The following is a 25,426-nucleotide window of genomic DNA, read 5'->3' on the forward strand; positions in this document are numbered from 1 at the left end:
GTGATGCGCTGGCCGGTCAGTCTGCTGACAGCCCCTGGCAGCAGGGACGCGCGATGACGATCCACGCTAGGGTCGCGCCATGACTCACGCCCTGTTCCCCGGTTTCGCCGCCGCCGATCTCGCCTTCCTCACCGGGCTGGCGGTCAACAATGATCGCGAGTGGTTCGCCGCCCACCGGGCGCCCTTTGACGAGGGCCTCAAGCCCACGCTGGTGGCGCTGATCCTGGCCCTGAACGAAGCGCTCGAGACCAGGGGCCTGCCGCTGGCAGGGCATCCCAAAAACACGGTGTTCCGCATCCATCGCGACGTGCGGTTCTCGAAGGACAAGAAGCCCTACAAGACCCACGTCTCGGCCACCCTGACCCGCGACGGCCAGAAGATGTCGCCGGGCATGCTGTATGTGCATATCGAACCGCAGGGCGGCAGCAAGCCGGCCTTTGACCCCCAGACCATCGATCCGATGGATCCCAGCACCTTCCCGTCAGGCGATGACAGCGACGCGGGCTATTCCGGCAACGGCCCTTTCGCGGCGGCGGGGTTCTATCTGTCGGAGCGGCCGCATATCGACGCCTTCCGGCGCGCCATCGTCGCCGATCCCAAGGGCTGGGCGGCGGTCGAAGAGGCGCTAGCGTCCAAGGGCCTGCCGCTGGAGACGGGCGAGCCGACCAAGCGCATGCCCAAGGGCTTCGAAGGTGAGGCCGGCGGCCCGCTGGAGGCGGCGGTCAAACGTACCCGCTGGCTGGTGCGCCGCGACCTGACCGGCGCCGAGATCGGCGGGGCGGATCTGCCCGCGATCATCGCCGGCTTCGCCGCTGACGCCCGGCCGCTGCTGGACTTCGGCTGGAAGGCGTTGCGGCCTTAGCGGGTCCTCAATCTTGACCAGGAGCGGGCTGTCGCTCCACCGCGTAGGCGTCAAACCGGCGCGGTCCGCTTGGCAATGACCTTTTAAGTTCTCGGGCGCAGACTCGACGGCAGTCTCGGCTCTTCTCGCACCTCATGGCCGGGCGGGAGGGCGCTATGTCGTCGACCGTAACATCCAGTGCTCGCCGTCGAGGCGTCGATCATTTCGAGCCCGAGGATGTCGATCCCCAGGTTCAGCGCCGCTTGCGCGGGATTCTCGAGCAGATCGATTACACGGCCTTCGCCTCGAACAAGGCGCTGATCGGTCAGGCGCTTGGCCATGTCGACGCCAGCCACTTCCAGCACATGGCCGTCGCCGCCGCCCAGGCCCGCGCCCAATGGGTGGCGGCCGCAGTGGCCATGACCGAGACGTCCCACACCCCCCCGCCGGAGCAGATCCAGAAGCTGGCCCAGATGCGCACGGCCTATGACGAACTGGCCGAGGCCTATGAGGCCCTTCGGCGGATGGTCGAGCGGGGCTATGTGGTGTTCCGCGCCGCTCCGGGTTCTGCCTAGACGCTCTCAAATATATATCCGGGTAATATTGACTTTATATTCCATCCGGGTAAAAAGCGCACCGCAGGAGGGTCCCATGAACGGACGCAAGGCGCTGGTGCGCGACTATCGTGACCGCAAGGTCGAGGCCGGGATCTATGCCGTGCGCTGCGCGGCCAGTGGCGAAGCCTGGGTCGGCGCCACACCCGATCTGGCGACCCGTCAGACCGGGATCTGGTTTTCCCTGCGACACGGCGGGCATCGGGAGATGTCGCTTCAGGCGGCGTGGGCGACCCATGGCGAGGCGGCGTTCAGCTTCGAGGCCCTGGAAGCCATCGATGACGAAAACCTCGGCCCGCTGGGCAAGTCCTCCCTGCTGAAGGAACGCCGCGCCGCCTGGATCGAGACCCTGAGCGCCCGGGGGCTGAACCGATGAACCATGTGGTCTTCAGGGGCGCCGAGCGCGTCGCGGCGGGATCGTCCCTTGAGGCGGCCCTGGCCGCCCAGCGCCTGGCGGCCGAACCGTCGGACGCCGGGGTGCTGATCTTCGACGACCAGGGCCGGCAGGTGGATTTCGACCTCAGCGGCGGGCCCGCTGACCTGACCGCCCGGCTCGCGTCCGTCGGGGAGGCCGCTGCGCCGCGCGGGCGGGGCCGGCCCAGGCTGGGTGTCGTGCCGCGCGAGGTCACCCTGCTGCCTCGTCACTGGGACTGGCTGGCCAGCCAGCCGGGCGGCGCCTCAGTGGCGCTGCGCAAGCTGGTCGAGGCGGCGCGGCGCGAAAGCGAAGGCCCCGACCGCATCCGTCGCTCCCGCGAGGCGGCCTATCGCTTCGCCACAGTGATGGCCGGGGATCGCGAAGGCTTCGAAGCGGCGATGCGCGCCCTGTTCGCGGGGGACGACGCGGTGTTCGAGGAGCGGATCCGGATCTGGCCCGCCGATGTCGCCGCCCAGCTTCGCACCTTCGCGGCCGAGGCGTTCGGCGCGGACGCCCCGCTGGTCTGAAGCGGCCCTAGGCCTTGGGCTCCAGCAGGTCCCAGCGGTTGCCGTACAGGTCCTCGAACACTGCAACGCTGCCATAGGCTTCATGCCGTGGCGCTTCGAGGAAGCGGATCCCGGCGGCGCTCATCCGGGCGTGGTCGCCGACGAAATCGTCGGTGTGCAGGAACAGCCAGACCCGGCCGCCGCCCTGGTCTCCGATCCGGGCGGCCTGATGGTCGTCGGCGGCCCTGGCCAGCAGGAAGCGCGAGCCACCCGGGCCCGGCGAGACGACGACCCAGCGCTTGCCCGCGCCCATGTCGGTGTCCTCGATCAGGTCGAAGCCCAGCTTGCCGACATAGAAGCTCAAGGCCTCGTCATAGTCGCTGACAAGCAGGGAGATCAGGGCGAGATGGCGGGCCATGGGCGACTCCTTGAGGAGGCGCCGTCATAGCATCCACGATCCAGCCTCAGCGACCGAAGAGGGTCAGCAGGTACGAGGTTCCGGAATTGGCGATGGCCAGCGACTTGATGGCCAGCTGCTGTTTGATCTGCAGCGCCTGAAGTTTGGTCGACTCCCGGGCCATGTCGGCGTCGACCAGACGGCCGACCGAGGTGTCCAGCGTGTCCTGCAGCTTGTCGATGAAGGTCTGGTGGCTTTCCAGGGCGAAGGCGCCGGTGCCCAGGCGGGCGAGGGCGGATGTGACGGTCTCCATCGCGGTGCTCATGGCCTTGATCTCGACGCCGGTGATCGGCGCGGCCAGCAGGTCGGCGGGCATGCCAGACAGCGCCGCCCCCGTGGTGGACAGGTCGACGTGATCGATATCGATCGTGTCACTGGCGTCCGCATTGGCCAGGGCGCGGATCTGGCCGACCGTTCCCGACGCGATCAGATTCACGCCGCCGAACTCGGCATTGCCCACGGTGCGGTCGATCTGGCGCTTCAGCGTCAGGTAGTCGTTGTTGAGGGCGACGCGGCTGGATGTCGACAGACTGGTGTCGGCCGCCGCCAGCATCTTTTCCTTCATCTTGCCCAGAAGGTCGACGACGGTCTCGCCGGCCGACAGGGCCACGTCGGTGATCGAGCGGCCGCGCTGCAGGGAATCGCGCACGGCGTCCAGCGAGCGTGACTCGGCGCGCTGGGTCTGGGCGATGGCCCAGACGGCGGGATCATCCTTGGCGCTGGAGACGGCCAGACCCGTCGAGATGCGACGCAGCGTGCCCGACATCTCGCGGTTGATCGCCGAGAGCGACTGCAGGGCGATCATGGCGCCGGCATTGGTGTTGACGCTGTTGAGCGACATGGTCGGTGCTTCTTCCGGGGCCCGGCCGCGAGGGCCGAAGACGCGTTTTGCGCTCGGACAACAGGACTACAGCAACAGCGTTAGCGCGCCGTTCGCATCGGCCAGAAAATCGGGCGGTGGTCGCTTTGTCCGCCGCCGCCACGGCCCGAGCGCTGCGACCCGAAAACCACTGGCGGACGGGATGTTCCCGGCCGGTCACAAGCGGCCTTGCCCCGAGGGGTCCCTTGAGCCACCTTGCCGGCCCTTTCGAAAGGCCCTGCCCATGCCCCGCCCCGCGGCTGCTCCGGCGCCGCGCGGCGCCCTGATGTCCGATCTGATCGAGCTGATGCGGCTTTCGGGGCCGGTGGTGCTGTCGCGCCTGGGCATCATGGTGATGGGCCTGACCGACGCCATCGTGGTCGGGCGCTTTTCGGCCGAGCAGCTGGGCTTCCACGCCATGGCCTGGGCCCCGTCCTCGATCTTTGTGACCATGACCGTCGGCCTGCTGGTCGGGGCCCAGGTGATGACCTCGCGGGCGATCGGGGCGGACCGGCTGCACGATACCGGCGCGGTGCTGCGCCGGGGGCTGGTCTATGGCTTCTGGATCGGCATGGCCTCGGCCGTGTCGCTGGCCTTGCTGGGGCCACCCCTGCTGCACGCCGTGCATCTGCCCAAGGCCCTGGCCGATGGCGCCACGGCGCCGATGATCGTCTTCTCGCTGTCCCTGCCGCTCTACGCCCTGACCGTGGTGCTGAGCTTCTGGCTGGAGGGCCTGTCGCGGCCCGGGCCGGTGACCATCGCCATGTGGGTGGCCAATGGCGTCAACCTGGCGATCAACCTGCTGCTGGTGCCAGGGACCTGGGGCCTGCCGGCCATGGGCGCCGTGGGCGGGGCCTGGGCCACCTTCGTGGCGCGGCTGGCCCTGCTGATCATGCTGGCGATCTATGTGCTGCGCCTCAAGGATGCGCGGGCGCTGGGCGTGTTCGACAAGCCGGCGCCCGATCGCCCGGCCTCGATCGAGCAGCGCCGGATCGGCTATGGCGCGGGCGCGTCCAACTTCTTCGAGGTGGCCGCCTTTGCCGCCATGAGCCTGGTTGCCGGCTGGATCGGCGGGTTGTCCATCGCGGCCTGGGCGGTGGTGATCAATGTCGCTGCAGTGATCTTCATGCTGCCGCTGGGCATTTCGACGGCCACCTCGGTGCAGGTCGGCCGGGCCTTTGGATCGCGTGATCCGGCCGGCATGACCCGCGCCGGCTGGGTGGCCTTTGCCTTCACGGCGGTGGTGGGGCTGGTGGCGGCGCTGCTGCTGTTCCCGCTGCGCGAATGGGTCGCCTCGGCCTATACGGCCGACCAGGACGCCATCGCCCTGATCGCCCCGGCCCTGGCCCTGACCTGCCTGTTCCTGGCGCCCGACGCCGTACAGGTGGTGGCGGCCCAGGCGCTGCGGGCGCGCGGCGAGGTCTGGATCCCGACCCTCACCCACCTGATCAGCTATGGCGTGATCATGGGGCCACTGGCCTGGTGGCTGGCCATTCCGCTCGGCATGGGCGTCAACGGCATCGTCTGGTCGGTCATCGTGACCAGCTTTGTCTCGATGGCGTTCCTGCTGGCGCGGTTTCGGATGCTGGATGTGAGGGATCGGGGCCTCTAGATCCTCCCCTCTTGGGGGAGGTGGCCCAAAGGGCCGGAGGGGGCTAGCTCGGCGTTGCCCAGATTACCCCCTCAGTCGCTCCGCGACAGCTCCCCCAGAGGGGGAGCATCGATCTTAAGCCCCCAGGATCCAGCCTTCTTCAGTCGCGGCCGCTTCAAGCACGTCATCGCTCGCCTTGGGGCCGGCGAACAGCGCTGCCAGCTTGCCGGCTTCGTCCAGCTTGGCGAAGTGTTCAGCCTGGGCCCGCACCTGGGCCAGGTCCTTGACCTCGCCGGCGGCCGGAACGGCCTTGAGCAGCGAGGGATAGACCTCGGTCATGACCACCAGAACACCCTCGAGGTCCGCCTCGGTCAGGGCCTTGAAGCCGGTCTCAAAGGGCCAGACTCGGGCCGCATCGCCGCGCGCGTCCTTCAGACGGCGGGCGGCGGGGATGCCGACGATCGCCTGACCGCCGACCGAGCCGTTGTAATAGAGCTTCCAGATCGAGTGCGCGCCCTTGGCGGCCTTGTCGGCATGGCGGAACTCGGCCAGGTCGCCCTCGCCATGCTCGCGTGAGCGCTTGGGCTGCAGCGTGGTCAGGGTGTCCCGGGGCGGACAGCCCCAGAACGGAAATGGACCGCCGGTCAGGCGGCGGTTGATCTCGGACCCGACGCCGAAGCGGTTGTTGGTGTTGTCGGCCTTGTCCTTGACCATCTTGTTCAGCTGGTCCCAGACCGCGCGCCAGGGCTGCTCGCCCGGCAGGCTCAGCGCCTTGGCGAAGCCGCTCGGGAAGCCCAGCGGGAAGTCAAAGCCCACAAGGGCCCGCTCGCCGCGCTTTTTGAAGTCGTCAAGGATGGCCGCCAGCTTGGTCTCGGCCTCCTGACGGGTGGCCGGGTTGAAACTCTCGAAGGTCAGGCGAAAGCGCACGTCGCGCTTGAGCACGCCGATCCAGACGGAGTCCGCACCGGTGGTCGGCTTGGCGGCCGCGCTCCAGTCGACGATCACATAGGCGCTGAACAGACGCGACACGGCAGGCTCCGTCGAAAAGAACGAAGCCGCGCTTCTACTCCGCCCAGCCGGCCAGGGCCAGCAGCGGTTCGCCCCAGAGGCGTATTAAGCGCGCGTTTCAGGCCGCAGTTTGCTCGGACACCACGACCGGAGGCGCAATCTTGCCTTCGCGGGCGAACCAGCGGGCAGGGGGCTCGCAGACCGGACCCAGGGCCGCACGGACAATGGCGGGGGGGCGACGCTCTTCGGGGGTCATGAACAGGCCATTGGCCTTGACCCGCAGGCCGGCGACCTTGTGGGCGCCCAGCATGGTCAGGGGCACGGCCAGGATCAGACCGGCCAGGATCGGCGCGGTGCTGGTCAGCAGGTCGGGCGTGAACCAGAACAGGGTGGCCAGGATCAGGCCGGTGACGCTGATCCAGCCCATGGCGCGGAACGCCTCGTTGCCGGTCACCTTGTCGGCGTCGCGGCGCTGGGTGGCCCAACCGCCGACCTTGCCGGCCAGGATCTCGACCAGGGCGCGGGTCTGGGTGAACATCAGCATCGGCGCGACCAGCGCCGACAACAGCATCTCGACACTCAGACCGGCCATGATCCGGCGACGACCGCCGAAGCCCTTGATCTCGTGCGGACGCGAGAAGACCAGGATCGAGCCCAGGATCTTGGGGCCAAACAGCAGCACGAAGGTGATGATCATCGCCCAGGCGGTGGCCTGGATCTCGCTCCAGTCGATCAGGGCGTGGGCAGCGGCTTGCAGGTCGGCCATGGTGAAGGCCGCCTTCTTCAGCGACGGCATCAGCAGGCGCGAGACGACGCCGGCGGTCAGGGCCATGAACCACAGCGGCGACAGGACGTAGCTGAGCACGCCGATCACCAGGTGCATGCGGCTCAGCCAGTGCAGGCCGGGCAGGGCGACCAGCGGGATGTGCTGGACATTGCCCCGGCACCAGCGACGGTCGCGGGTGGCGAAATCGAGCAGGTTGGAGGGGCTCTCTTCGTAGGAGCCTTCCAGATAGGGAGCCAGGTGGACGCTCCAGCCGCCGCGGCGCAGCAGGGCGCTTTCCAGGGCGTCGTGGCTCATCACCTCGCCGCCGAACGGCTTGGGGCCGTCCAGCGAGGGCAGGCCGCAGGTCTCGGCGAAGGCGCGGGTGCGGACGATGGCGTTGTGGCCCCAGAACGAGCTCTCGCTGCCCGACCACCAGGCCAGACCCGTCCAGGCGACGCGGCCATACAGTCGCGTGGCGAACTGCAGGGTGCGGGCAAAGATCGTCTGGCCGTTGATCAGCATCGGCATGGTCTGGATCAGACCCGCGCCGGGGTGACGCTCCATGGCGTCGGCCAGGCGGACCATGGCGTCGCCGGTCATCAGGCTGTCGGCGTCGAGGACCAGCATGTGCTCATAGGCGCTGCCCCAGCGGGCCACCCAGTCGGCGATGTTCCCGGCCTTGCGGCCCTTGTTTTCCTGGCGGACGCGATAGAACACGGCCGAATTGGCCTCGCGACGGAAGCGGGCGAAGCAGGCCTGTTCGGCCAGGGCCACGGCGGCGTCGCGGGTATCGCTGAGGATGAAGATGTCGAAGGCGCGGCTGTTGCCGGTCTCGGCCAGCGAGGCGTCCATGGCGCGCAGGCGGGCGAACACCTCGGCGGCGTCCTCGTTGTGCACAGGCATCAGGATGGCGGTGCGGGCGCGCAGCTTGGGCATCGGCTTGGCGCTGTCGATGCCCAGCGGATCCTTGGGCTTGCCCAGCAGGATCACGAAGCCGGCGACGGCGGTGCAGAACCACAGCGACAGGGCCGTGAACAGCGGGGCCAGCAGGACCAGGCAGATGAATTCCAGACGGGTCACGCCGCCCAGGGCGATGGTGTCGAAGGTGGCCTTCCAGCCGGCCACGCCCATGAAGGCGGTGGCCAGGAACACCATCCAGCGACGGGCGGCCATGCTGGCGACCACCTCGGTGGCGCGGCGCGCGCCGCCTTGCCAGATCGACAGATGCTGCACCGGCATGGCCAGCGGCGCCTCGGCGGGGATTTCCACCGTGTCGCGACGTTGAACGACCTGATCGAGGGACACGCTCGTGGACGAGCGAAGGTCGAAGAGGGAAGAGCGGTCGCTCATGACGTCATGGTCTCGGTCTGTCCGGCGAGGGCCGGGCTCTCTCCGTCGCATCGCCGCATGAAGTTCGCCCTTTGCGCGGTGATGACCGCCCGCTAGGGGTTCGGTCGCCTCGGCATGTGACGGGGTCATGACGGTCAATTTCCGACGTGGAGAGCCGTCGGGATCTCAATAGTAAAACTTCGATCACGAATTCGCTACCGGAAATCACGCTTGTTTCGCAGGTGCGGGAAAAAACTTGCAATCCGCTGTGGGCGAAAGGCGATCGCCAAAATGGGGAATTGGCACAAGCCTATGATTATAAGGATTTTATTGCCGCTTTGCGGGCTGCTTTTGGTCGCAGCCTGCGGCCCCGGGCCTCTGAGTGCGACCCCTGCCAAGTCGCCCAAAACGGCCGCGCAGGCGTCGGAAACCTTGCCGGAGCACGACTCGACGGGCGTGATTTCGGCCGTGAACGGCCTGAGTCTCACGATCGATCACGACGGCGCGAGCTCGGCCGGCCTGGCCGCCGGGCGCAACGATTTCACCGGCCATGGCGATGTGCTGGCCAATGCGCCCCTGACGCCGGGGGCGCGGGTGGCATTCACGTTCCGCAAGACCGGCGGGGCGCTGGAGCTTTCGGAGCTGAAGGGGCGGTAGATCCTCCCCTCTTGGGGGAGGTGGCCCGAAGGGTCGGAGGGGGCAAGCGCAGGCGCTTGGTCCAGATGGCGCCAAGCCCGTCTATGCCGGCGCTGCCCCCTCAGTCGCTCCGCGACAGCTCCCCCCGAGAGGGGGGAGCATCAGGCCGAGCTAGCTCAGCTTGACGAGCATCTTGCCCATGTTCTCGCCGGCGAAGAGTTTGATGAAGGCGTCAGGCGCGTGCTCGACGCCGTCTTCGACGGTCTCTTTCCAGGTGATCTTTCCGGCCTTGATCCACTCGGCCATGTCCTTGGCGAAGGCCGGATAGAGATCATAGTGATTGGAGACGATGAAGCCCTCCAGTCGCAGGCTCTTGCCTACCGCCTGGATGATGTTGGACGGGCCGGTCGGCGTTCCGGTCTCGTTGTATTGCGAGATCATCCCGCAAAGGGCCATTCGGGCAAACGGGCGGGCCGAATTGATCGCGGCTTCCAGATGCACGCCGCCGACGTTCTCGAAATAGACGTCGATGCCCTTGGGCGCGACCTTGGCCAGTTCGGCGACCACGTCGGGCGTGGCCTTGTAGTCGATCACGTGATCGACGCCGATCGACTTGAGGAACGCCGCCTTTTCAGGGCCGCCGGCCGAGCCGATCACGACGTTGCCCTTTAGCTTGGCGATCTGGCAGACGATGGAGCCCACGGCGCCGGCGGCGGCCGAGACGAACACCACATCGCCGTCCTTCAGGGCCGCAACGCGCAACAGCCCCGCATAGGCGGTCATGCCGGTCATGCCCAGCGCGCCCAGGAACGTCTGCGGCGGCAGGCCGTGGGTCTCGACCTTGGTCAAGGCGCCCATCGCGCCACCGGCCGCCCTGACGGCGGCGGGCGAGATGTTGAACGCCTCGCGCCAGCCGAACATCGAACTGACAATGTCGCCCACGGCGAAGTCGGGATCGTTGGAGACCGTCACTTCGCCGATCGCGCCGCCCTGCAGGGCCTTGCCCAGCTCGAACGGCGGCACATAGCTGGCGCGGTCATACATGCGGCCGCGCATATAGGGGTCGACCGACATCCACAGGTTCTTGATCTGCACCTCGCCGGGGCCTGGCGCGGCCAGCTCGACCGAGGCCAGTTCGAAGTCGGACTTGGCGGGAACGCCTACCGGGCGGCTCTTGAGGCGGATTTCGCGCGAGACGGTCATTGGGTGTTCTCCCTGTGCGTTTCTGGTGGTGCGTTTCAAATTTAAACGCTTGTTTAGCGCGTCGTGTCGCGCGGCTCCAGTGCTTCCGGGCGAGGGCGAAGCGGTTTAGACAGCGGGCATGACCCAACCGATCCTGAAAGCTTCCGTCCTTAAAGCTGGCGTCGTCGGCGCCGGCGTGTTCGGCGGCTATCACGCCAAGAAGTATGTCGAGCTGCCCGGCGTCGAGCTGGTCGCCGTCTTCGACATCGATCTCACGAGGGCCAAGGCTTTGGCCGAGCCTCTGGGCGCGACCGGCTATGACGACATGGATGCCTTCCTGGCTGCGGTCGATGTGGTCACGGTCGCCACGCCGGCTGTTCACCACGCCCGGGCGGCGCTGGCGGCGCTGAAGGCTGGCAAGCCGGTCTATTGCGAAAAGCCCCTGGCGGTCGCGCCCGAGGACGCCGACGCCCTGGTCGCTGCGGCGCTCAAGGCCGGCGTGCCGCTGGCCTGCGGCCACCAGGAGCGGGTGGTGTTCCAGGCCATGGGCCTGCTGGACATCCCCGAGCAGCCGCTGCGCCTGGAAGCCGTGCGCCGGGGCACGCCGTCGGACCGCAATCTGGACGTCTCGGTGGTGCTGGACCTGATGATCCACGACATCGACCTGGCCCTGGCCCTGTGCGAAGCCCAGCCGATGACCGTGGACGGCGAGGGGGCCATCACCCGCTCGGAGTCGCTCGACTGGGTGAAGGTGGAAGCCATGTTCGAGAACGGCTTCACCGCCGTATTCGACAGCTCGCGCGTTGCAGAGGCCCGCGAGCGGACCATGAAGGTCGTCTACCCCTCCGGCGAGGTCGAGATCGACTTCCTGGCCCGCACCTTCCGCAACACCACGCCGTTCCCGCTGATCGAGGACTTCACCGAGACCCCGGCCGGCAAGGACCCGCTGGGGCAGAGCGTGGCCGGTTTCCTGGCGGCCGTGCGCGGTGAGAGCCCGCGACCTGTGGTGACGGGCGTGGAAGCGGCCCGGGCGCTGGACCTTGCCCTCGCGGTGGAGCAGGCGGCGGGGGGCTAAGGTTCAGGGTCGTTCGGCTGGCCACTGTCGGGATGTAAGGACCAAAGCCAGCACCCATACCCCGTCTTCCGCGATCTCATAGACCAGCCGGTAGCTTTCGTGGGGGATCAACTCTCGCGTGCCAGCGATCTTTCCAACGCGCCCCTTGTGCGGGAAAGTCGCCAGGGTTTCCGCAGCTTCTGTAAACAGAACATCCATCCGAACTGCGGCCTGAGGGCTGTCGGCGGCGATGCGGTTCATGATGTCGAGACGGTCAAGTCTGGCCGACCCCGTCCACCGGACCTTCACGCAGCGGCCTCGTCCGCCTTTCTGAGCAATTCAGCGCGCCGCGCGGCGAACTCGGTCTCGATGTCCTCGTCGGAGACGCTTTGGCCGGTCAGGCGCTCTGCCCGGGCGATCTCCACCTTGCGACGCAGAAACTCATCCTGGAGCCGCGCCTCGCGCTGGCGTTCGACGTAATCGCGCATTAGTTCCCGAACGATCTGAGATGCGGGGCGATGGCTGGCCTCGGCTTCAGCGACGAAGGCGTCGCGAAGCTGGCCTTCAAGCTTCAGGGTGAAAACGGCGTCCTTGGACATCAGGCTTTTCCGAGAGTGGGTTCGTACAACGTTTATACGATTTTGTGACCTGGCGGGAGTGGGCGCGCTCTGCCTCGTTGCAGTCGCTGATCGAGAAGCGGGAACCATTGCCAATCACTGTGCGCGATGGGGGTGGTTAGCGGTCCCCCGGCGGAGGATACAGGGCAGGCTGAGCGCGCGCGGTGGAGCAGGCGGCGGGGGGCTGACACGCGTCGCGAGGCGGCGAAAACAAATCTCATGGCGTGGAACCTTGTCGGCGGAGGGGCGTTCTGCCCTTGCGCCGAGGGTCCATCAGGACGGCGTCAGAGGGTGCTCCGCATGCTACGCCTATCGCCGCGCCACCGCCGTCGGGCGTCCTGATGGCGACGATCCTCATTGTCGAGGACGAGGTTTTCGTCCTTCAGGCTGCGGAGTGGGCCTTGGAGGACATGGGTCACAAACCCCTCATGGCCAGTGATCTGACCGAAGCGCTGGAGCACCTTTCGGCCTCGGGGTCGATCGACGCGCTGTTTGTCGACATACGCCTGCGGGCCCTGGCCCAGGGCGGCTACGACGTCGCCAACCAGGCGGTCAGGATCCGGCCGGACCTGCGGGTTCTCTACACCTCGGGCACGCCGTTCGACGATGAGATGGCGGGTCTGTTCGTGAACGGCGGCCAGTTCCTCCAGAAGCCTTACTCCCCCGAGGGCCTTGGTCTGTCGCTGCGTGCGCTGCTCGATACGCCAAACCCCTAGGTCCGCGCGCGGCGCGCCGCCGACCGTCCTCGTCCAGTTTGAGTTAGGAAGCCCCATCCCCATTTCCAAAGCGGGCCGCGCCGCCAGCGAGGCCGCCATCCAGGGCGAGGAAGGCGCGGCGCACCGCCAGACCGAGGAATCGATCGTCGCGGCCGGCGCCCTGCAGAGCGCCATCTTCAACAGCGCCAACTTCTCCAGCATCGCCACTGACGCGCGGGGGGTGATCCAGATCTTCAATGTCGGGGCCGAGCGGATGCTGGGCTACACGGCCGCCGAGGTGATGAACACGATCACCCCCGCCGACATTTCCGATCCTCAGGAGCTGATCGCCCGGGCCCAGGCCCTCAGCGCCGAGCTGGCCACCCCGATCACGCCGGGCTTCGAGGCCCTGGTGTTCAAGGCCTCACGCGGCATCGAGGACATCTATGAGTTGACCTATATCCGCAAGGACGGGACCCGGTTTCCGGCCGTGGTGTCGGTGACGGCGCTGCGCGACGCGTCGGGCACCATCATCGGCTACCTGCTGATCGGCACCGACAACACCGCGCGCAAGCTGGTGGAGGAGGAGCAGAAGAAGTCCGACCAGCGGCTTCGCGACCAGCAATTCTATACGCGCTCGCTGATCGAATCCAACATCGACGCCCTGATGACCACCGACCCCTCCGGCATCATCACCGACGTCAACAAGCAGATGGAGGCCCTGACCGGCTGCACCCGCGACGAGCTGATCGGCGCGCCGTTCAAGGACTGCTTCACCGATCCGGACCGCGCAGAGGCTGGCATCAAGCGGGTGCTGAGCGAGAAATCGGTCACCGACTATGAGCTGACCGCCCGCGCCCGCGACGGCAAGCAAACGGTCGTCTCCTACAACGCCACCACCTTCTATGACCGCAAGCGAACGCTGCAGGGCGTGTTCGCTGCGGCCCGCGATGTCACCGAGCGCAAGCGGGTCGAGGCGGAGCTGCAACAGGCCAAGGCCGATGCCGAGAGCGCCAGCCGCACCAAGTCCGACTTCCTGGCCAGCATGAGCCACGAAATCCGCACCCCGATGAACTCGATCATGGGGATCGCCGACCTGCTGGCCAAGACCGAGCTGACGCCCGAGCAGGACAAGTACGTCCAGATCTTCCGGCGCTCGGGCGACAATCTGCTCAACCTGATCAACGACATCCTCGACCTGTCAAAGGTCGAGGCCTCGCAGCTGGACCTGGAGCGGACAGGCTTCTCCCTGAATGATCATCTGGAGAAGGTGATCGAGATGGTCGCGCCGCGGGCCTACCAGAAGGGGCTGTCCCTGGTCTGGACGATCGCCCCGGACGTGGGCAACGACCTGATCGGCGACCCGGCCCGGTTGCGGCAGGTGCTGCTCAACCTGCTGGGCAACGCCATCAAGTTCACCCTGACCGGGCGCGTGTCTCTGACGGTGGAGACGGAGCGGGACGGATCCAATCCCAACGACCTGCGCTTCACGGTGGTGGACACCGGCATCGGTATTCCAGACGACAAGTTGCGGCAGGTGTTCGAACGCTTCACCCAGGCCGACTCCTCGACGACCCGCCGGTTTGGCGGCTCAGGGCTGGGCCTGACCATCTCCAAACAGCTGGTCGAGCTGATGGGCGGGCGGATCTGGGTCGAAAGCCAGATCGAGGTCGGCAGCTGTTTTGGCTTCACCGTGCCGTTCGCCCGCTGGGACGACGCCGATCGCCCCAAGCTGACACCCCAGGGCGCGGGGACCGATACCCCCCAGCCCGCGCTGCGGATCCTGCTGGCCGAGGACTCGCCGGACAATCGCACAATCGCCCTGGCCTATCTGGCGGACACGCCGCATCGCGTCGATGTGGCCGAGACCGGCGCGATCGCCTGCGCCATGTTCGAGGCCAACCCCTACGACCTGGTGCTGATGGATCGCCAGATGCCGGTCATGGACGGCCTCACGGCCACGCGCACCATTCGCGCCTGGGAGGCGGCCAATAACCGCCCTCCCGCGCCCATCATCGCCCTGACGGCCTCGGCCCTGAAGGGCGATCGGGAAACCTGTATCGCGGCCGGTTGCACGGCCTATCTGACCAAGCCCATCAAGCAGGACGTCCTGCTGCAGGCGATCCAGGAATATGCCACCGGCAAGGCGCCCGCCGTCGGGGCCGGCGCCTCCGATGCCAGGACCACGCCCGCGGCGCGGAAACTGGCCGAGCGAACCCCCGCCTATCTGCGCAACTGCCGGCAGAATGTGATCGATCTGGGCTCTGCCCTGGACAGGCTGGACTTCGAGACCGTGACCCTTCTCGGGCACAATCTGCGGGGGTCTGGCGGAGCGTTTGGATTCCAGACCATCACAGACATCGGGGCCGGTCTGGAAGGCGCAGCCGGACTGAGCGATGTCGAAGCCTCGCTCCGGTGGGTGTCGGCGTTGTCCGCCTGTCTGGACCGTCTCGAGGCCACGCCGTCGGCCGTTTGATCGGCGGCGCGCCGCGCTGGCCCGGTCCAGCCTGAAACATGCCTCGTACGGGGGCGTATCCGCGGGGTTGAGGCAAGGAATGAACGGCTTGGCCCGTTTCAATGGAGGAATAATCCTCGCTGAGGCCTTTCGCGCCCGGTCTGGCGGCGGTAAGGACACCCCTCCAATTCGCAAGGGCGTGCGCCATGACCAGGAAACCTGACGGAAGCTGGGACAAGTCCAAACTGCCGAGCCGGCACGTGACCGAGGGTCCGGCCCGGGCTCCGCACCGCTCCTATTATTATGCCATGGGTCTTGGCACCCGCGAGATCGCCCAGCCGTTCGTCGGGGTAGCCTCTTGCTGGAACGAGGCGGCGCCCTGCAACACCGCCCTGATGCGCCAGGCCCACGCGGTGTCCAAGGGCGTCAAGGCGGCCGGCGGCACCCCGCGCGAGTTCTGCACCATCACCGTCACCGACGGCATCGCCATGGGCCACGAGGGCATGCGCTCCTCGCTGGTCAGCCGCGACTGCATCGCCGACTCGGTCGAGCTGACCATGCGCGGCCACGGCTATGACGCCCTGGTTGGCGTGGCCGGCTGCGACAAGAGCCTGCCGGGCATGATGATGGCCATGCTGCGCCTGAACGTGCCGTCGGTGTTCCTGTACGGCGGTTCGATCCTGCCTGGCCGCTGGCAAGGCAAGGATGTCACCGTGGTCGACGTGTTCGAAGGCGTCGGCATGCATTCGGCCGGCAAGATGACGCTGGAAGACCTGTGCGACCTGGAAACCCATGCCTGTCCGTCGGACGGCGCCTGCGGCGGGCAGTTCACCGCCAACACCATGGCCTGCGTGTCGGAAGCCATCGGCCTGGCCCTGCCGCTGTCGGCCTCGCTGCCCGCGCCCTATCTCAGCCGCGACGAATATGCCGTGGCCTCGGGCGAGGCGGTCATGCGGCTGATCGAGAGCAATCTGCGTCCGCGCGACATCTGCACCCGCAAGGCGTTCGAGAACGCCGCCGTCGTCGTCGCCGCCACCGGCGGCTCGACCAATGGCGGCCTGCACCTGCCGGCCATGGCCCACGAGTGTGGCATCTCGTTCACCCTGCGCGACGTCGCCGAGATCTTCCTGCGCACGCCCTATCTGGCCGACCTGAAGCCGGGTGGGCAGTTCGTGGCCAAGGACATGGGCGAGGCCGGCGGCATGCCGGTGCTGCTCAAGACCCTGCTGGAAGGCGGCCATATCCACGGCGACTGCATGACGGTGACCGGCAAGACGATGGCCGAGAACCTCAAGGACGTGAAATGGCGTGACGACCAGGTGGTGATCCGCCCGGTCTCCAATCCCCTGTCGCCGACTGGCGGCGTCGTGGGCCTGTGGGGCTCGCTGGCTCCGGACGGCGCGATCGTCAAGGTGGCGGGCATGACCTCGCACCGCAGCCATCGCGGCCCGGCCCGCTGCTTCGAGGGCGAAGACGCCTGTTTCGACGCCGTGGCGGCCGGCGACTATCAGGACGGCGACGTCTTGGTCATCCGCTATGAAGGGCCCAAGGGCGGCCCGGGCATGCGCGAAATGCTGTCGACCACGGCGGCGCTGGCGGGGCAGGGGCGCGGCGACAAGGTGGCCCTGGTCACCGACGGCCGCTTCTCGGGCGGCACGCGCGGCCTGTGCATCGGCCACATCGGTCCCGAAGCCCAAGCCGGCGGTCCGATCGCCCTGGTGCAGGACGGCGATATCATCACCATCGACGCCGACGCCGGCACCATCGACCTGGAAGTCGCGCCCGAGGAGATGGCGCGCCGCAAGGCTGCCTGGTCGCCGCGCAAGACCAACTATAACAGCGGCGCCATCTGGAAGTTCGCCCAGCTGGTGGGCCCGGCCCACCTGGGCGCGACCACCCATCCAGGCGCTGACGGCGAGACCCACATCTACGCCGACCTCTAGAGGGCCGGGGCTTGTCCCACACGGCCTGGCCCGTTGATCCGGGGATGATCGCGCCCTTTCTGGTCGCGGTCATCCTGATCGAGCTGACGCCTGGGCCCAACATGGCCTATCTGGCGGCGCTGGCGGCGGCCCACGGTCGGCGCGCCGGCCTGATGGCGGTGGCGGGCGTCACCTGTGGCCTGTCGGTCTACATGCTGGCGGCGGTGTTTGGCCTCACCGAGGTCTTCCGGCTCTATCGCCCGCTCTATGAGCTGCTGCGCTGGTCGGGCGTGGCCTACCTGCTGTGGATGGCCTGGGACGCCTGGCGCTCGGCCAGCGCCCTTGAGACCGCCGACGCCCTGACCCCCGCCCGCTGGGTGCTGTTCCGACGCGGCATGGTCGCCAACCTGCTCAATCCCAAGGCGGCGCTGTTCTACGTCACCCTGCTGCCCAGCTTCATCAAGAGCGATCATGCGCCGCCCACCACCCAGGCGCTGATCCTGGGGACGATCCATGTGGTCGTCAGCATCGGCATTCACGGTGCCATCGTGCTGGGCGCCGACCGCGCGGCAAGCGTTCTGGACCGGGCGCGCAGCCAGGTCTGGATCTCGCGCGGACTGGGCGTGGCCCTCGCGGTGGTGGCGGTGTGGATGGCCTGGGAGACCCGGCGGCGCGGCTGAGGGCGGCTCGGTTATACCAAGCGCTGCTGAGCTCGACGCCTCGCGCTCTATATCCTCGTCACCCCGGGACTTGTTCCCGGGGCCCATTGTGCAGCCGCAGGTGCGGCGCAGAATAGAACCCTTACGAGGACGCTGACCCATGGGCCCCGGGAACAAGTCCCAGGGTGACGGCATATTTTCAGATTTGGACCCTCTGAGGTCAGGATCAATGGCCGTTGGTATTAGTCGTCCAGATCGAACGGCAGGTCGCCTTGATCCGCCTTGGGTTCGCGCTTGGCTTTCGAGACCGGCTTGTAGCTCGGCGTCAGGGGCGGCGAGGGATCGATTTCCCACGGCGGCTCGTCCAGATCGAAGCTGGGCTCGTCGTCTTCATCATCGAAATTGGCGGCGGCGGCGGCGGCGAGCAGGGGCGGCGGCGGCGCGCGCTTTTGCGGCTCGGGCTCGGACTCGGACCTTGGCTGCGGTCGCTGAGGCTGAGGCTGAGGCTGAGGCTGAGGCGGCTCGGGCGGAGCCGGCGCGACGGCCGCTGGTCGTGGCGAAGGCCGCGGAGCCTGCGGACGGCGCACGATGGCCTCACAGCGGGCCAGCCAGCGGTTGGCTTCCTGCATGGCGTCGGCGGGCGAGCGGCTTTGTCGGCGCTGCTCGTCGCCCGGGATCCACAGATCCAGGTCGAAGTCGGGATGGCGCGGATCGTCGAACACCAGGCGCAGGGTGACGGTATGCACCGACTGCGGCGCGACCTGATCGACCGCGCGGCGGTTCTCGCCCCGGAACACCCGACCCACAACCTGACCGTCCACCAGCAGTTCGGCGCCCATCACCTCGTCGATGCGATAGATCAGGCACCAGGCACCGCTGTCCCAGGCCACGGCGGCCAGACCGGTCTTGAACGCAAAGCCCGCGCCTCGACCCCGGCCATGCGCCAGGATCACCACCTCGGGATCGCCCTTCAGCACATGGCGCAGGGCCCGGCGGATACGCCGGTCGTCGTCCATGAACCAGATGGCCGCGCTGCCCATGAACGTCACCGCCGAACCGGCGATGGCGACAAACAGCAGAAGGCGGGCAAGTTCGCTCATGGGGGCCAAGGCTAACGAGAGTTCCGGATTCGCGACAGGGGGCAGAGAGCCGCGGCTACAGGCTCAGCTCGGCCACCACCGGGACGTGGTCCGATGGCTTTTCCTTGTCGCGCTCGTCGCGATGGATGACCACATTGACCAGCCGGTCGCTGGCCTGGGGCGACAGCAGCAGGTGGTCGATGCGGATCCCCAGGTTTCGCGGCCAGGCGCCGGCCTGATAGTCCCAGAAGGTGTAGCCGCCCGGCGCGCCGTCGACCTGCATATAGGCGTCGGAAAAGCCCAGGTTCTTCAGGGCCCGGAAGGCGGCCCGGCTTTCGGGCTGGAACAGGGCGTCGCCGGCCCAGGCGTCGGGATTGGCGACGTCTTCGGCCTCGGGAATGACGTTGTAGTCGCCCAGGATGACCAGGGGCTCCTCCAGCGCCAGCAGGGTCTTGGCGTGGCTGTGCAGTCGGCGCATCCACGCCAGCTTGTAGTCGAACTTCTCGGTGCCCAGCGGGTTGCCGTTGGGCAGATAGATGCCGCAGACCCGCACCGGCGTGGGCGCGGCGATCACGGCCTCGATATAGCGGGCCTGCTCGTCGGTTTCGTCGTCGCTCAGGAAGGGCAGGCCGCGCCGGACGTCCTCTAGCGGGAATTTCGACAGCAGGGCGACGCCATTATAGGTCTTCTGGCCGTGGACGGCGACATTATAGCCAAGCCTTTCAAAGGCTTCCGTCGGAAATTTCTCGTCGATGCACTTGATTTCCTGCAGCACGGCGACGTCCGGAGCCTCCGCTTCGAACCAGGCCAGCACCCCTTCGAGGCGAGCATTCACAGAATTCACGTTCCAGGTGGCGATACGCATTGACGGCTCCGAGAGGCGCGAGGAGGCTAGGGCTCATGACGACCACGCTCAAGCCGGGCTTCAAGATTTCAGACAAGGGACAGCAGGCGCTGCTGATCCTGGTTTCGCTTGTCTGGGGGCTGGCGGCGGTGATCGGGGCCATTCTGGCGGTGTTCGCGCCGCTTGTCTTTGATGGCCCGGGCAATCTGCGAAACCCGGTGGCGTGGCTGGGCTTCGTGCTGGGCGCCCTGTTCTGGGCCGTCTGCATGCTGGCCCCGCTGGTCGGCTGGATGCAGTGGCGCAAGGGCAGGCACACCGAGGCCTGGGCGGCCATGGCCGCGCCGGCGGCCTGGGGCGCGCTGACCCTGACCGTTCTGCAGTTCGTGCCGAGCTAGGGCCTAGATCGAGAAGCTGACGCCGCAGCCGCAGCTGGACTTGGCGTTGGGATTGCGCACCTTGAACTCCGCGCCGGCCAGTTCGTCGACGAAATCGATCTCCGAACCCTTCAGCAAGGCCATCGAGATCACGTCGACCAGGGCCGAGGCGCCGTCGCGCTCGATCTTCAGGTCGTCGTCCTGAGCCGCCTCGACCAGGTCGAAGCGATACTGGAAGCCCGAGCATCCGCCGCCATCCACGGCGACGCGCAGCATGATGGGACGTCCCTCGGCCTGTCCGATGGCGTGAATGCGACGCGCGGCGTTGGGGGAAAGCGTTACGGTTGTGTCGGTCATGGCTGTGGAAAACTCATCCTTGACCTATATGAGGATATCAACGCCCCAACGGAAGGGGTGAAAATCCCGATACGGTCCAAGAGCGGTTCATGACGTCTTTTCCCTACCTTGTCGCGCGCGCTCCCTATGCCGAGGATCCGGCCAAGTCGCGCGGGCGCCGGTTCAAGGAAGACGAGAGCCGCACCCGCACGCCCTTCGCCCGCGATCGCGACCGGATCATCCACACCTCGGCCTTTCGCCGGCTGAAGGAAAAGACCCAGGTCTTCGTGGCGCACGAGGGCGACAATTTCCGCACCCGCCTGACCCATTCGCTGGAAGTGGCGCAGGTGGCGCGCTCGCTGGCCACGGCCCTGGGGCTGGACTCCGACCTGGCCGAGACCATCGCCCTGGGTCACGACATCGGCCACCCGCCGTTCGGACACGCCGGCGAGGACGAGCTGCAGGACAAGATGAAGCCGTATGGCGGCTTCGATCACAACGTCCAGACCTTCCGGGTGGTGACCGAGCTGGAGCACCGCTATCCCGACTTCCTGGGCCTGAACCTGACCTGGGAAACCCTGGAAGGCATCATCAAGCACAATGGCCCGGTGACCGAGAAGCTGGGCAAGCCGTCCTGGAAGGCCATCTCCAAATACGACAACGAATACAATCTGGGCCTGGGTACCTGGGCGTCGGCCGAGGCCCAGGTCGCGGCCCTGGCCGACGACATCGCCTACAACAACCACGACGTCGATGATGGCGTGGAAGCGGGCCTGTTTGGCCTGGACGAACTGCTTGACGTGCCGCTGATTGGGCCGATCCTGTTTGCCGTGAAGAGCGAACGTCCGGATCTGGACGCCCGTCTGACCCGCCTGGAGGCCGTGCGCCGCATGATCGGGGCCATGGTCGACGATGTGATGGGCGAGACCCTGCAGCGCGCCGCCGCCACCGGCGTCCAGAGCGCCGACGCGGTGAGGGCGCTGGACCACGCCCTGGTCGCCTTCTCGCCGGACATGGCCGAGGACCTGGCCCGGCTGCGCCAGTTCCTGCATGCCCGCATGTACCGCCACTGGCGCGTCAATCGCACCCGCAGCCAGGCGCGTCGCATTCTGGCCGAGATGTTCACCTTGTTTCTGGCCGAGCCGGACGTCCTGCCGTCGGTCTGGTTCGAGAAGTCGCAGAACCGCGACGAGGCCGGGCGCGCGCGGGTGGTCTGCGACTATATCGCAGGCATGACCGACCGCTTCGCCATCGAGGAACACAGGAAGCTGTTCCAGCTCGACGTCTGGAACTAGGGTCCGGCGACGCGCGCGCTCTACGCTTTTTGGGGAGCGAAAGGCGTTTCCTTGCCACTGTGATGGCGCAGGCGGTTATGGCTGGCCTGTCCCTTCGGTAAACTATGTTCGCGCACGTGTGATTCGGCGGCCCGAGCCGCGTGCGTTGTAGTCTGGAGCCTTATCGCGATGTCCGATCCCCACCGCGGCGCCTATACGCCGCCGACCGATGCGCCGCTGTCGTTCGATGCGCGTCAGCCGGTGCGCGGTTCCCGCCCGCTGCCCATGACCCTGATCATCAGCGCCGTGGTGCTGATGACGCTCGTGGTGGCGGTGGTGATGATCTATCGCGGCGGCGTTCGCGGTCCCAATGAGCCGCCCCGCACGGTCGGCTCGCAGGTCGCCGAGATGAAGACCGCGCCACCGGCCGGCAGCCAGCCGGCCGATCCGGCCGCTGGCCTGCAGATCTACAAGAACGAGGAAAACCAGCCTTCGCCGACCTATGCCGCCCAGCCGGAGGCCCCGCTGCCGCGTCCGACCACGCCGGTCGAGGCCAAGCCGATCACGACCGCCGCCTTGCCTGCGGCCGCCAAGCCTGCCCCGGCCCCGGCTCCCGCCCCGACCATTGAGGCCTTGGCCACCGCCGCCATCGCGCCCGCGCCCAAGCCCGTCGCCGCCAAGCCGAAGGTGGCCGCTACAACCGCCGCGCCCAAGCCGGTCGCCTCGGCCAGCGGCGCGGCCATGGTGCAGATCGGCGCCCTGTCTTCGCCCGCCCTGGCCGACAGGGCCTGGAACGACGCCGCCCGCCTTGCCCCCGGCCTGGCCGCCGGCAAGGGCAAGAAGGTCGAGGCGATCGACAAGAACGGCACGACGCTCTACCGCACCTCGGTGACGGGCTTTTCCAGCCGCGAGTCCGCCAAGGCGTTCTGCGAGGCGATCTCGGCCGCGGGCAAGTCCTGCTTCGTGAAGTAGGAACCAGCGCTTGAGCACCTCCGCCGCGATCCTCGGCTGCGCCGGGACCACCCTGTCGGCCGAAGAAGTCGCCTTCTTCCGGGATGTGAAGCCCTGGGGCTTCATCCTGTTCAAGCGCAACATCGCCGATCCCGAGCAGGTGCGCGCCCTGACCGCCGCCCTGCGCGACACGATCGGCCGGCCCGATGCGCCCATCCTGATCGACCAGGAGGGCGGCCGCGTCGCCCGCCTGCAGCCGCCGCACTGGAAGACCTATCCGCCCGGCCGCGCCTATGGCGAACTGGTGGCCAACGACCCGCTGGTCGCCCGCGAGATCACCCGCCTGGGCGCGCGCCTGATCGCCCATGACCTGCGGGCCATCGGCGTCAATGTCGACTGCGTGCCGGTTCTGGACGTGCCCGACCCGCTGGGTCACGAGATCATCGGCGATCGGGCCTATGGCGACACCCCCGAGCAGGTGGCCACGCTTGGCCGCGCCGCCGCCGAGGGCCTGTTGGCCGGCGGGGTGCTGCCGATCATCAAGCACATTCCCGGCCACGGCCGCGCCATGAGCGACAGCCATCTGGAGCTGCCGGTCGTGAACGCCGAGCTGGCCGAACTGGACGCCCGCGATTTTGCGCCGTTCCGCGTGCTGTCCGACATGCCGATGGCGATGACCGCCCACGTCGTCTACACGGCCATCGACCGCAAGCGCCCGGCCACCACGTCGAAAAAGGCCATCAAGAAAATCATCCGCGAATCCCTGGGCTTCGACGGACTTCTGATGAGCGATGATCTGTCGATGAAGGCCCTGTCGGGCGACTTCAGGCAGCGGGCCAAGGACAGTCTGTCGGCCGGCTGCGATGTGGTCCTGCACTGCAATGGCGACATGGACGAGATGAAGGCCGTGATGTCCGGCGTCGGTGGCCTGTCGAAAGAAGCCCGCCGCCGCTCGCAGGCGGTGATGAGCCGGCTGGTCAAGGTGGTCGAGCCGCTGGACGTTGCCGAGGCCCGGGCCCGGTTCGACGCCGCCTTCAATGGACGCTTTGCGTGACAACGGACTTCCAGCCCACGCTCGACTTCGAGGCCGCCGATGCGGCGGCTGAAGACGGCGCGGCGCTGGTCATCGACATCGACGGCTATGAAGGCCCGCTGCACGTGCTGCTGGAGCTGGCGCGCCGCCAGAAGGTCGACCTGCTGCAGCTGTCGATCACCAAGCTGGCCGAGCAGTATCTGGCCTTCGTTCAGCAGGCCCGCCGGGTGCGGTTTTCCCTGGCCGCCGATTATCTGGTGATGGCCGCCTGGCTGGCCTATCTGAAATCGCGCCTGCTGCTGCCCAAGCCTGAACGCACCAAGGGCGAGGAGCCGCCGGCCGAGGAGATGGCCGCGCAACTGGCCTTTCGTCTCGCCAAGCTGGACGTCATGCGCCAGGCCGTCGAAGCCCTCAAGGCGCGCCCGCTGCTGAAGCGCGAGGTGTTCATGCGCGGCGATCCCGAAGCCGTGAAGATCGTCTCGTCGACCCGGCTGGAGGGCGATCTCTACAGTCTGATGAGCGCCTACATCACCCAGCGCAAACGCGAGCACAGCCGCCACTACGCCCCGCGTCCGCCCACCGCCTATCCGCTGGAAGACGCCCGCGACCGGTTGCGCACCCTGCTGCCGCGCATGGACGACTGGACCACCCTGACCACCGTCGCGCCCGTCGAGCGCTCTCTGGAAGAAGACGATGGCCCGTCGCCGGCCTCGTACATGGCCTCGACCCTGGCGGCCTCGCTGGAACTGGTGAAGGAAGGCGTGCTGGAGGCGCGGCAGATGCAGGCGTTCTCGGATCTCTACCTGCGGGCGCGGACGCAGCCGCTGGAAGCTGAGGCGTGAAGGTTTTTGAAATCCCGCTCTCCCCGGCGAAAGCCGGGGCCCAGATCGAACCCAGGGCGCCTGTATTCCTGGCAAGGTCGCAAGGCGGATCATCCCCAGACGCTCAGGCTGAATCTGGGCCCCGGCCTTCGCCGGGGAGAGCGGTTATAGGGTGGCCATGACCCAGACCGACCCCCTGTTCACCGAGCGCTGCATCGAGGCGCTGCTGTTCGCCGCCGCCGAGCCGCTGAGCGATGTCGACCTGGCCAAGCGCCTGCCGGAGGGCGCCGACATTCAGGCCGGGATCGCGGCCCTGCGCCTCCGCTACGAGGGCCGGGGGATCGAACTGGTCTGCGTCGCCAACCGCTGGCGCTTCCAGACCGCAATCGACCTGGCCTTCCTGATGACGGAAGAACGCGAGGAGCCGCGCCGGCTGTCGAAGGCGGCCCAGGAGACCCTGGCGATCATCGCCTATCACCAGCCCGTCACCCGGGCCGAGATCGAGGCCGTGCGCGGCGTCCAGGCCAGCCGGGGCACGATCGACGTGCTTCTGGAGCTGGGCCTTGTTCGCATGCGCGGCCGCCGCCGCTCGCCAGGCCGTCCGGTGACCTTCGGCACCACCGACGCCTTCCTCGAGCACTATGGGCTGGCGACCCTGTCGGACCTGCCGGGCGTCACCGAGATGAAGGCCGCTGGCCTGCTGGAGATGAACCTGCCGCCGGGTTTCTCGGTCCCCGACCCGCTGGGCCTGCGTCCCGGCGAGGACGAGGATCCGCTGGAAGACGGCGACGAGGCGCCCGAATTTGCTCAGGATTTCCTCGGGGAGATGGAGAAGGGGTGAAGGTAGGAGAGGGGCGCTTCCTCTCTTCGTCCCGTCATTCCCGCCCTCGTGGCGGGAACCCCTCGATGGACCGCAGGTGCGGATGTGTGGCGCGCTGGCGCGCCAGTGTGCTTCACGTGTCAGCTGAACCAGGGGTTCCCGCCACAAGGGCGGGAATGACGGAGGTTATGAGTGGGGCAAGCCGGATAGGCTTGGCTCGCCGCCTCGCGAACGCCTATATTGCCTGAGAGATTGTAACGACACGCCGCAGCGGCTAATGGGCCGCTG

At 67.6% G+C, this 25,426-nt stretch carries 27 protein-coding genes; 17 read left to right on the plus strand and 10 right to left on the minus strand.

What is annotated here, in order from left to right; translation table 11 throughout:
• Window positions 1–79: 79 nt before the first annotated feature.
• The 4 genes from ACN2C8_RS05830 to ACN2C8_RS05845 all read left to right on the plus strand — a co-directional run bounded on the left by ACN2C8_RS05830 (window position 80) and on the right by ACN2C8_RS05845 (window position 2,397).
• Window positions 80–862, plus strand: a complete 783-nt coding sequence (locus ACN2C8_RS05830; RefSeq protein ID WP_419254890.1) for a DUF2461 domain-containing protein — start codon at window positions 80–82, stop codon at window positions 860–862.
• Window positions 863–1,017: 155 nt separating this feature from the next.
• Window positions 1,018–1,416, plus strand: a complete 399-nt coding sequence (locus tag ACN2C8_RS05835) for a hypothetical protein (RefSeq protein ID WP_419254891.1) — start codon at window positions 1,018–1,020, stop codon at window positions 1,414–1,416.
• Window positions 1,417–1,492: 76 nt separating this feature from the next.
• Window positions 1,493–1,831 carry a GIY-YIG nuclease family protein gene (locus tag ACN2C8_RS05840; protein ID WP_419254892.1) on the plus strand — a complete coding sequence of 113 codons (339 nt, stop codon included), beginning with the start codon at window positions 1,493–1,495 and terminating at the stop codon, window positions 1,829–1,831.
• Complete coding sequence (locus tag ACN2C8_RS05845) at window positions 1,828–2,397, plus strand: DUF2239 family protein (protein ID WP_419254893.1); 570 nt, start codon at window positions 1,828–1,830, stop codon at window positions 2,395–2,397. The genes ACN2C8_RS05840 and ACN2C8_RS05845 overlap by 4 nt, the downstream gene beginning before the upstream one ends.
• Before the next feature lie 7 nt (window positions 2,398–2,404).
• On the opposite strand, the gene ACN2C8_RS05850 is transcribed toward ACN2C8_RS05845, so the two are convergent.
• Both ACN2C8_RS05850 and ACN2C8_RS05855 read right to left on the minus strand, forming a co-directional pair.
• Window positions 2,405–2,794 (minus strand): VOC family protein, encoded by a 390-nt coding sequence (locus ACN2C8_RS05850; RefSeq protein ID WP_419254894.1) that lies wholly within the window; start codon window positions 2,792–2,794, stop codon window positions 2,405–2,407.
• 46 nt (window positions 2,795–2,840) lie between these two features.
• A complete protein-coding gene (locus tag ACN2C8_RS05855) occupies window positions 2,841–3,674 on the minus strand; it encodes a flagellin (RefSeq protein WP_419254895.1) in 834 nt (277 codons plus the stop codon).
• Between the two features lie 262 nt (window positions 3,675–3,936).
• On the opposite strand from ACN2C8_RS05855, the gene ACN2C8_RS05860 reads away from it, so the two are divergent.
• Window positions 3,937–5,304 carry an MATE family efflux transporter gene (locus ACN2C8_RS05860; protein ID WP_419254896.1) on the plus strand — a complete coding sequence of 456 codons (1,368 nt, stop codon included), beginning with the start codon at window positions 3,937–3,939 and terminating at the stop codon, window positions 5,302–5,304.
• 114 nt (window positions 5,305–5,418) lie between these two features.
• Here ACN2C8_RS05860 and ACN2C8_RS05865 read toward each other — a convergent pair whose 3' ends face one another.
• On the minus strand, window positions 5,419–6,312 hold the full coding sequence (locus ACN2C8_RS05865) for a cobalamin biosynthesis protein CbiG (RefSeq protein WP_419254897.1): 894 nt from the start codon (window positions 6,310–6,312) through the stop codon (window positions 5,419–5,421).
• A gap of 97 nt (window positions 6,313–6,409) precedes the next feature.
• Window positions 6,410–8,407 carry a glucans biosynthesis glucosyltransferase MdoH gene (gene mdoH, locus ACN2C8_RS05870; protein WP_419254898.1) on the minus strand — a complete coding sequence of 666 codons (1,998 nt, stop codon included), beginning with the start codon at window positions 8,405–8,407 and terminating at the stop codon, window positions 6,410–6,412.
• Window positions 8,408–8,818: 411 nt separating this feature from the next.
• Here mdoH and ACN2C8_RS05875 point away from each other — a divergent pair, with 411 nt between their 5' ends.
• Window positions 8,819–9,043 carry a copper-binding protein gene (locus ACN2C8_RS05875; RefSeq protein ID WP_419254899.1) on the plus strand — a complete coding sequence of 75 codons (225 nt, stop codon included), beginning with the start codon at window positions 8,819–8,821 and terminating at the stop codon, window positions 9,041–9,043.
• 150 nt (window positions 9,044–9,193) lie between these two features.
• Here the strand turns inward: ACN2C8_RS05875 and ACN2C8_RS05880 are convergent, their stop codons facing one another.
• Window positions 9,194–10,225, minus strand: a complete 1,032-nt coding sequence (locus ACN2C8_RS05880) for an NADP-dependent oxidoreductase (RefSeq protein WP_419254900.1) — start codon at window positions 10,223–10,225, stop codon at window positions 9,194–9,196.
• 118 nt (window positions 10,226–10,343) lie between these two features.
• Here ACN2C8_RS05880 and ACN2C8_RS05885 point away from each other — a divergent pair, with 118 nt between their 5' ends.
• Window positions 10,344–11,279: a Gfo/Idh/MocA family protein gene (locus ACN2C8_RS05885; RefSeq protein ID WP_419254901.1), complete on the plus strand. Its 936-nt coding sequence runs from the start codon at window positions 10,344–10,346 to the stop codon at window positions 11,277–11,279.
• Between the two features lie 3 nt (window positions 11,280–11,282).
• Here ACN2C8_RS05885 and ACN2C8_RS05890 read toward each other — a convergent pair whose 3' ends face one another.
• Together ACN2C8_RS05890 and ACN2C8_RS05895 are read right to left on the minus strand one after the other, a co-directional pair.
• The gene (locus ACN2C8_RS05890; protein ID WP_419262234.1) at window positions 11,283–11,519 is read right to left on the minus strand and encodes a type II toxin-antitoxin system RelE/ParE family toxin; all 237 of its coding nucleotides are present in this window, start codon (window positions 11,517–11,519) and stop codon (window positions 11,283–11,285) included.
• Window positions 11,520–11,563: 44 nt separating this feature from the next.
• Window positions 11,564–11,857: an antitoxin of toxin-antitoxin stability system gene (locus tag ACN2C8_RS05895; RefSeq protein WP_419254903.1), complete on the minus strand. Its 294-nt coding sequence runs from the start codon at window positions 11,855–11,857 to the stop codon at window positions 11,564–11,566.
• Between the two features lie 359 nt (window positions 11,858–12,216).
• On the opposite strand from ACN2C8_RS05895, the gene ACN2C8_RS05900 reads away from it, so the two are divergent.
• From ACN2C8_RS05900 to ACN2C8_RS05915, 4 genes are all read left to right on the plus strand, one after another.
• On the plus strand, window positions 12,217–12,591 hold the full coding sequence (locus tag ACN2C8_RS05900; protein ID WP_419254904.1) for a response regulator: 375 nt from the start codon (window positions 12,217–12,219) through the stop codon (window positions 12,589–12,591).
• Entirely contained in the window at window positions 12,563–15,046 is a 2,484-nt protein-coding gene (locus tag ACN2C8_RS05905; protein ID WP_419254905.1) for a PAS domain S-box protein, read from the plus strand. Before ACN2C8_RS05900 ends, ACN2C8_RS05905 begins: the two co-directional genes overlap by 29 nt.
• A gap of 185 nt (window positions 15,047–15,231) precedes the next feature.
• On the plus strand, window positions 15,232–16,968 hold the full coding sequence (gene ilvD, locus ACN2C8_RS05910) for a dihydroxy-acid dehydratase (protein ID WP_419254906.1): 1,737 nt from the start codon (window positions 15,232–15,234) through the stop codon (window positions 16,966–16,968).
• Window positions 16,969–17,012: 44 nt separating this feature from the next.
• A complete protein-coding gene (locus tag ACN2C8_RS05915; protein ID WP_419254907.1) occupies window positions 17,013–17,627 on the plus strand; it encodes a LysE family translocator in 615 nt (204 codons plus the stop codon).
• Between the two features lie 221 nt (window positions 17,628–17,848).
• Here the strand turns inward: ACN2C8_RS05915 and ACN2C8_RS05920 are convergent, their stop codons facing one another.
• Together ACN2C8_RS05920 and xth are read right to left on the minus strand one after the other, a co-directional pair.
• On the minus strand, window positions 17,849–18,706 hold the full coding sequence (locus tag ACN2C8_RS05920) for a hypothetical protein (RefSeq protein ID WP_419254908.1): 858 nt from the start codon (window positions 18,704–18,706) through the stop codon (window positions 17,849–17,851).
• Between the two features lie 55 nt (window positions 18,707–18,761).
• Window positions 18,762–19,550 (minus strand): exodeoxyribonuclease III, encoded by a 789-nt coding sequence (gene xth / locus ACN2C8_RS05925; protein WP_419254909.1) that lies wholly within the window; start codon window positions 19,548–19,550, stop codon window positions 18,762–18,764.
• Window positions 19,551–19,585: 35 nt separating this feature from the next.
• On the opposite strand from xth, the gene ACN2C8_RS05930 reads away from it, so the two are divergent.
• A complete protein-coding gene (locus tag ACN2C8_RS05930; RefSeq protein WP_419254910.1) occupies window positions 19,586–19,924 on the plus strand; it encodes a hypothetical protein in 339 nt (112 codons plus the stop codon).
• A 3-nt stretch (window positions 19,925–19,927) separates the two neighbouring features.
• On the opposite strand, the gene erpA is transcribed toward ACN2C8_RS05930, so the two are convergent.
• A complete protein-coding gene (gene erpA / locus ACN2C8_RS05935) occupies window positions 19,928–20,260 on the minus strand; it encodes an iron-sulfur cluster insertion protein ErpA (RefSeq protein WP_419254911.1) in 333 nt (110 codons plus the stop codon).
• Window positions 20,261–20,349: 89 nt separating this feature from the next.
• On the opposite strand from erpA, the gene ACN2C8_RS05940 reads away from it, so the two are divergent.
• The 5 genes from ACN2C8_RS05940 to scpB all read left to right on the plus strand — a co-directional run bounded on the left by ACN2C8_RS05940 (window position 20,350) and on the right by scpB (window position 25,159).
• On the plus strand, window positions 20,350–21,534 hold the full coding sequence (locus ACN2C8_RS05940; protein WP_419254912.1) for a deoxyguanosinetriphosphate triphosphohydrolase: 1,185 nt from the start codon (window positions 20,350–20,352) through the stop codon (window positions 21,532–21,534).
• A gap of 168 nt (window positions 21,535–21,702) precedes the next feature.
• On the plus strand, window positions 21,703–22,485 hold the full coding sequence (locus tag ACN2C8_RS05945) for an SPOR domain-containing protein (protein WP_419254913.1): 783 nt from the start codon (window positions 21,703–21,705) through the stop codon (window positions 22,483–22,485).
• Window positions 22,486–22,495: 10 nt separating this feature from the next.
• Complete coding sequence (nagZ, locus tag ACN2C8_RS05950; RefSeq protein ID WP_419254914.1) at window positions 22,496–23,518, plus strand: beta-N-acetylhexosaminidase; 1,023 nt, start codon at window positions 22,496–22,498, stop codon at window positions 23,516–23,518.
• Window positions 23,515–24,339: a segregation and condensation protein A gene (locus tag ACN2C8_RS05955; RefSeq protein ID WP_419254915.1), complete on the plus strand. Its 825-nt coding sequence runs from the start codon at window positions 23,515–23,517 to the stop codon at window positions 24,337–24,339. Before nagZ ends, ACN2C8_RS05955 begins: the two co-directional genes overlap by 4 nt.
• A gap of 157 nt (window positions 24,340–24,496) precedes the next feature.
• On the plus strand, window positions 24,497–25,159 hold the full coding sequence (gene scpB, locus ACN2C8_RS05960; protein ID WP_419254916.1) for an SMC-Scp complex subunit ScpB: 663 nt from the start codon (window positions 24,497–24,499) through the stop codon (window positions 25,157–25,159).
• The last annotated feature ends 267 nt before the right edge of the window (window positions 25,160–25,426 follow it).

The sequence above is a fragment of the Caulobacter sp. ErkDOM-C genome, from assembly GCF_048541825.1.
Taxonomy (GTDB): domain Bacteria; phylum Pseudomonadota; class Alphaproteobacteria; order Caulobacterales; family Caulobacteraceae; genus Caulobacter.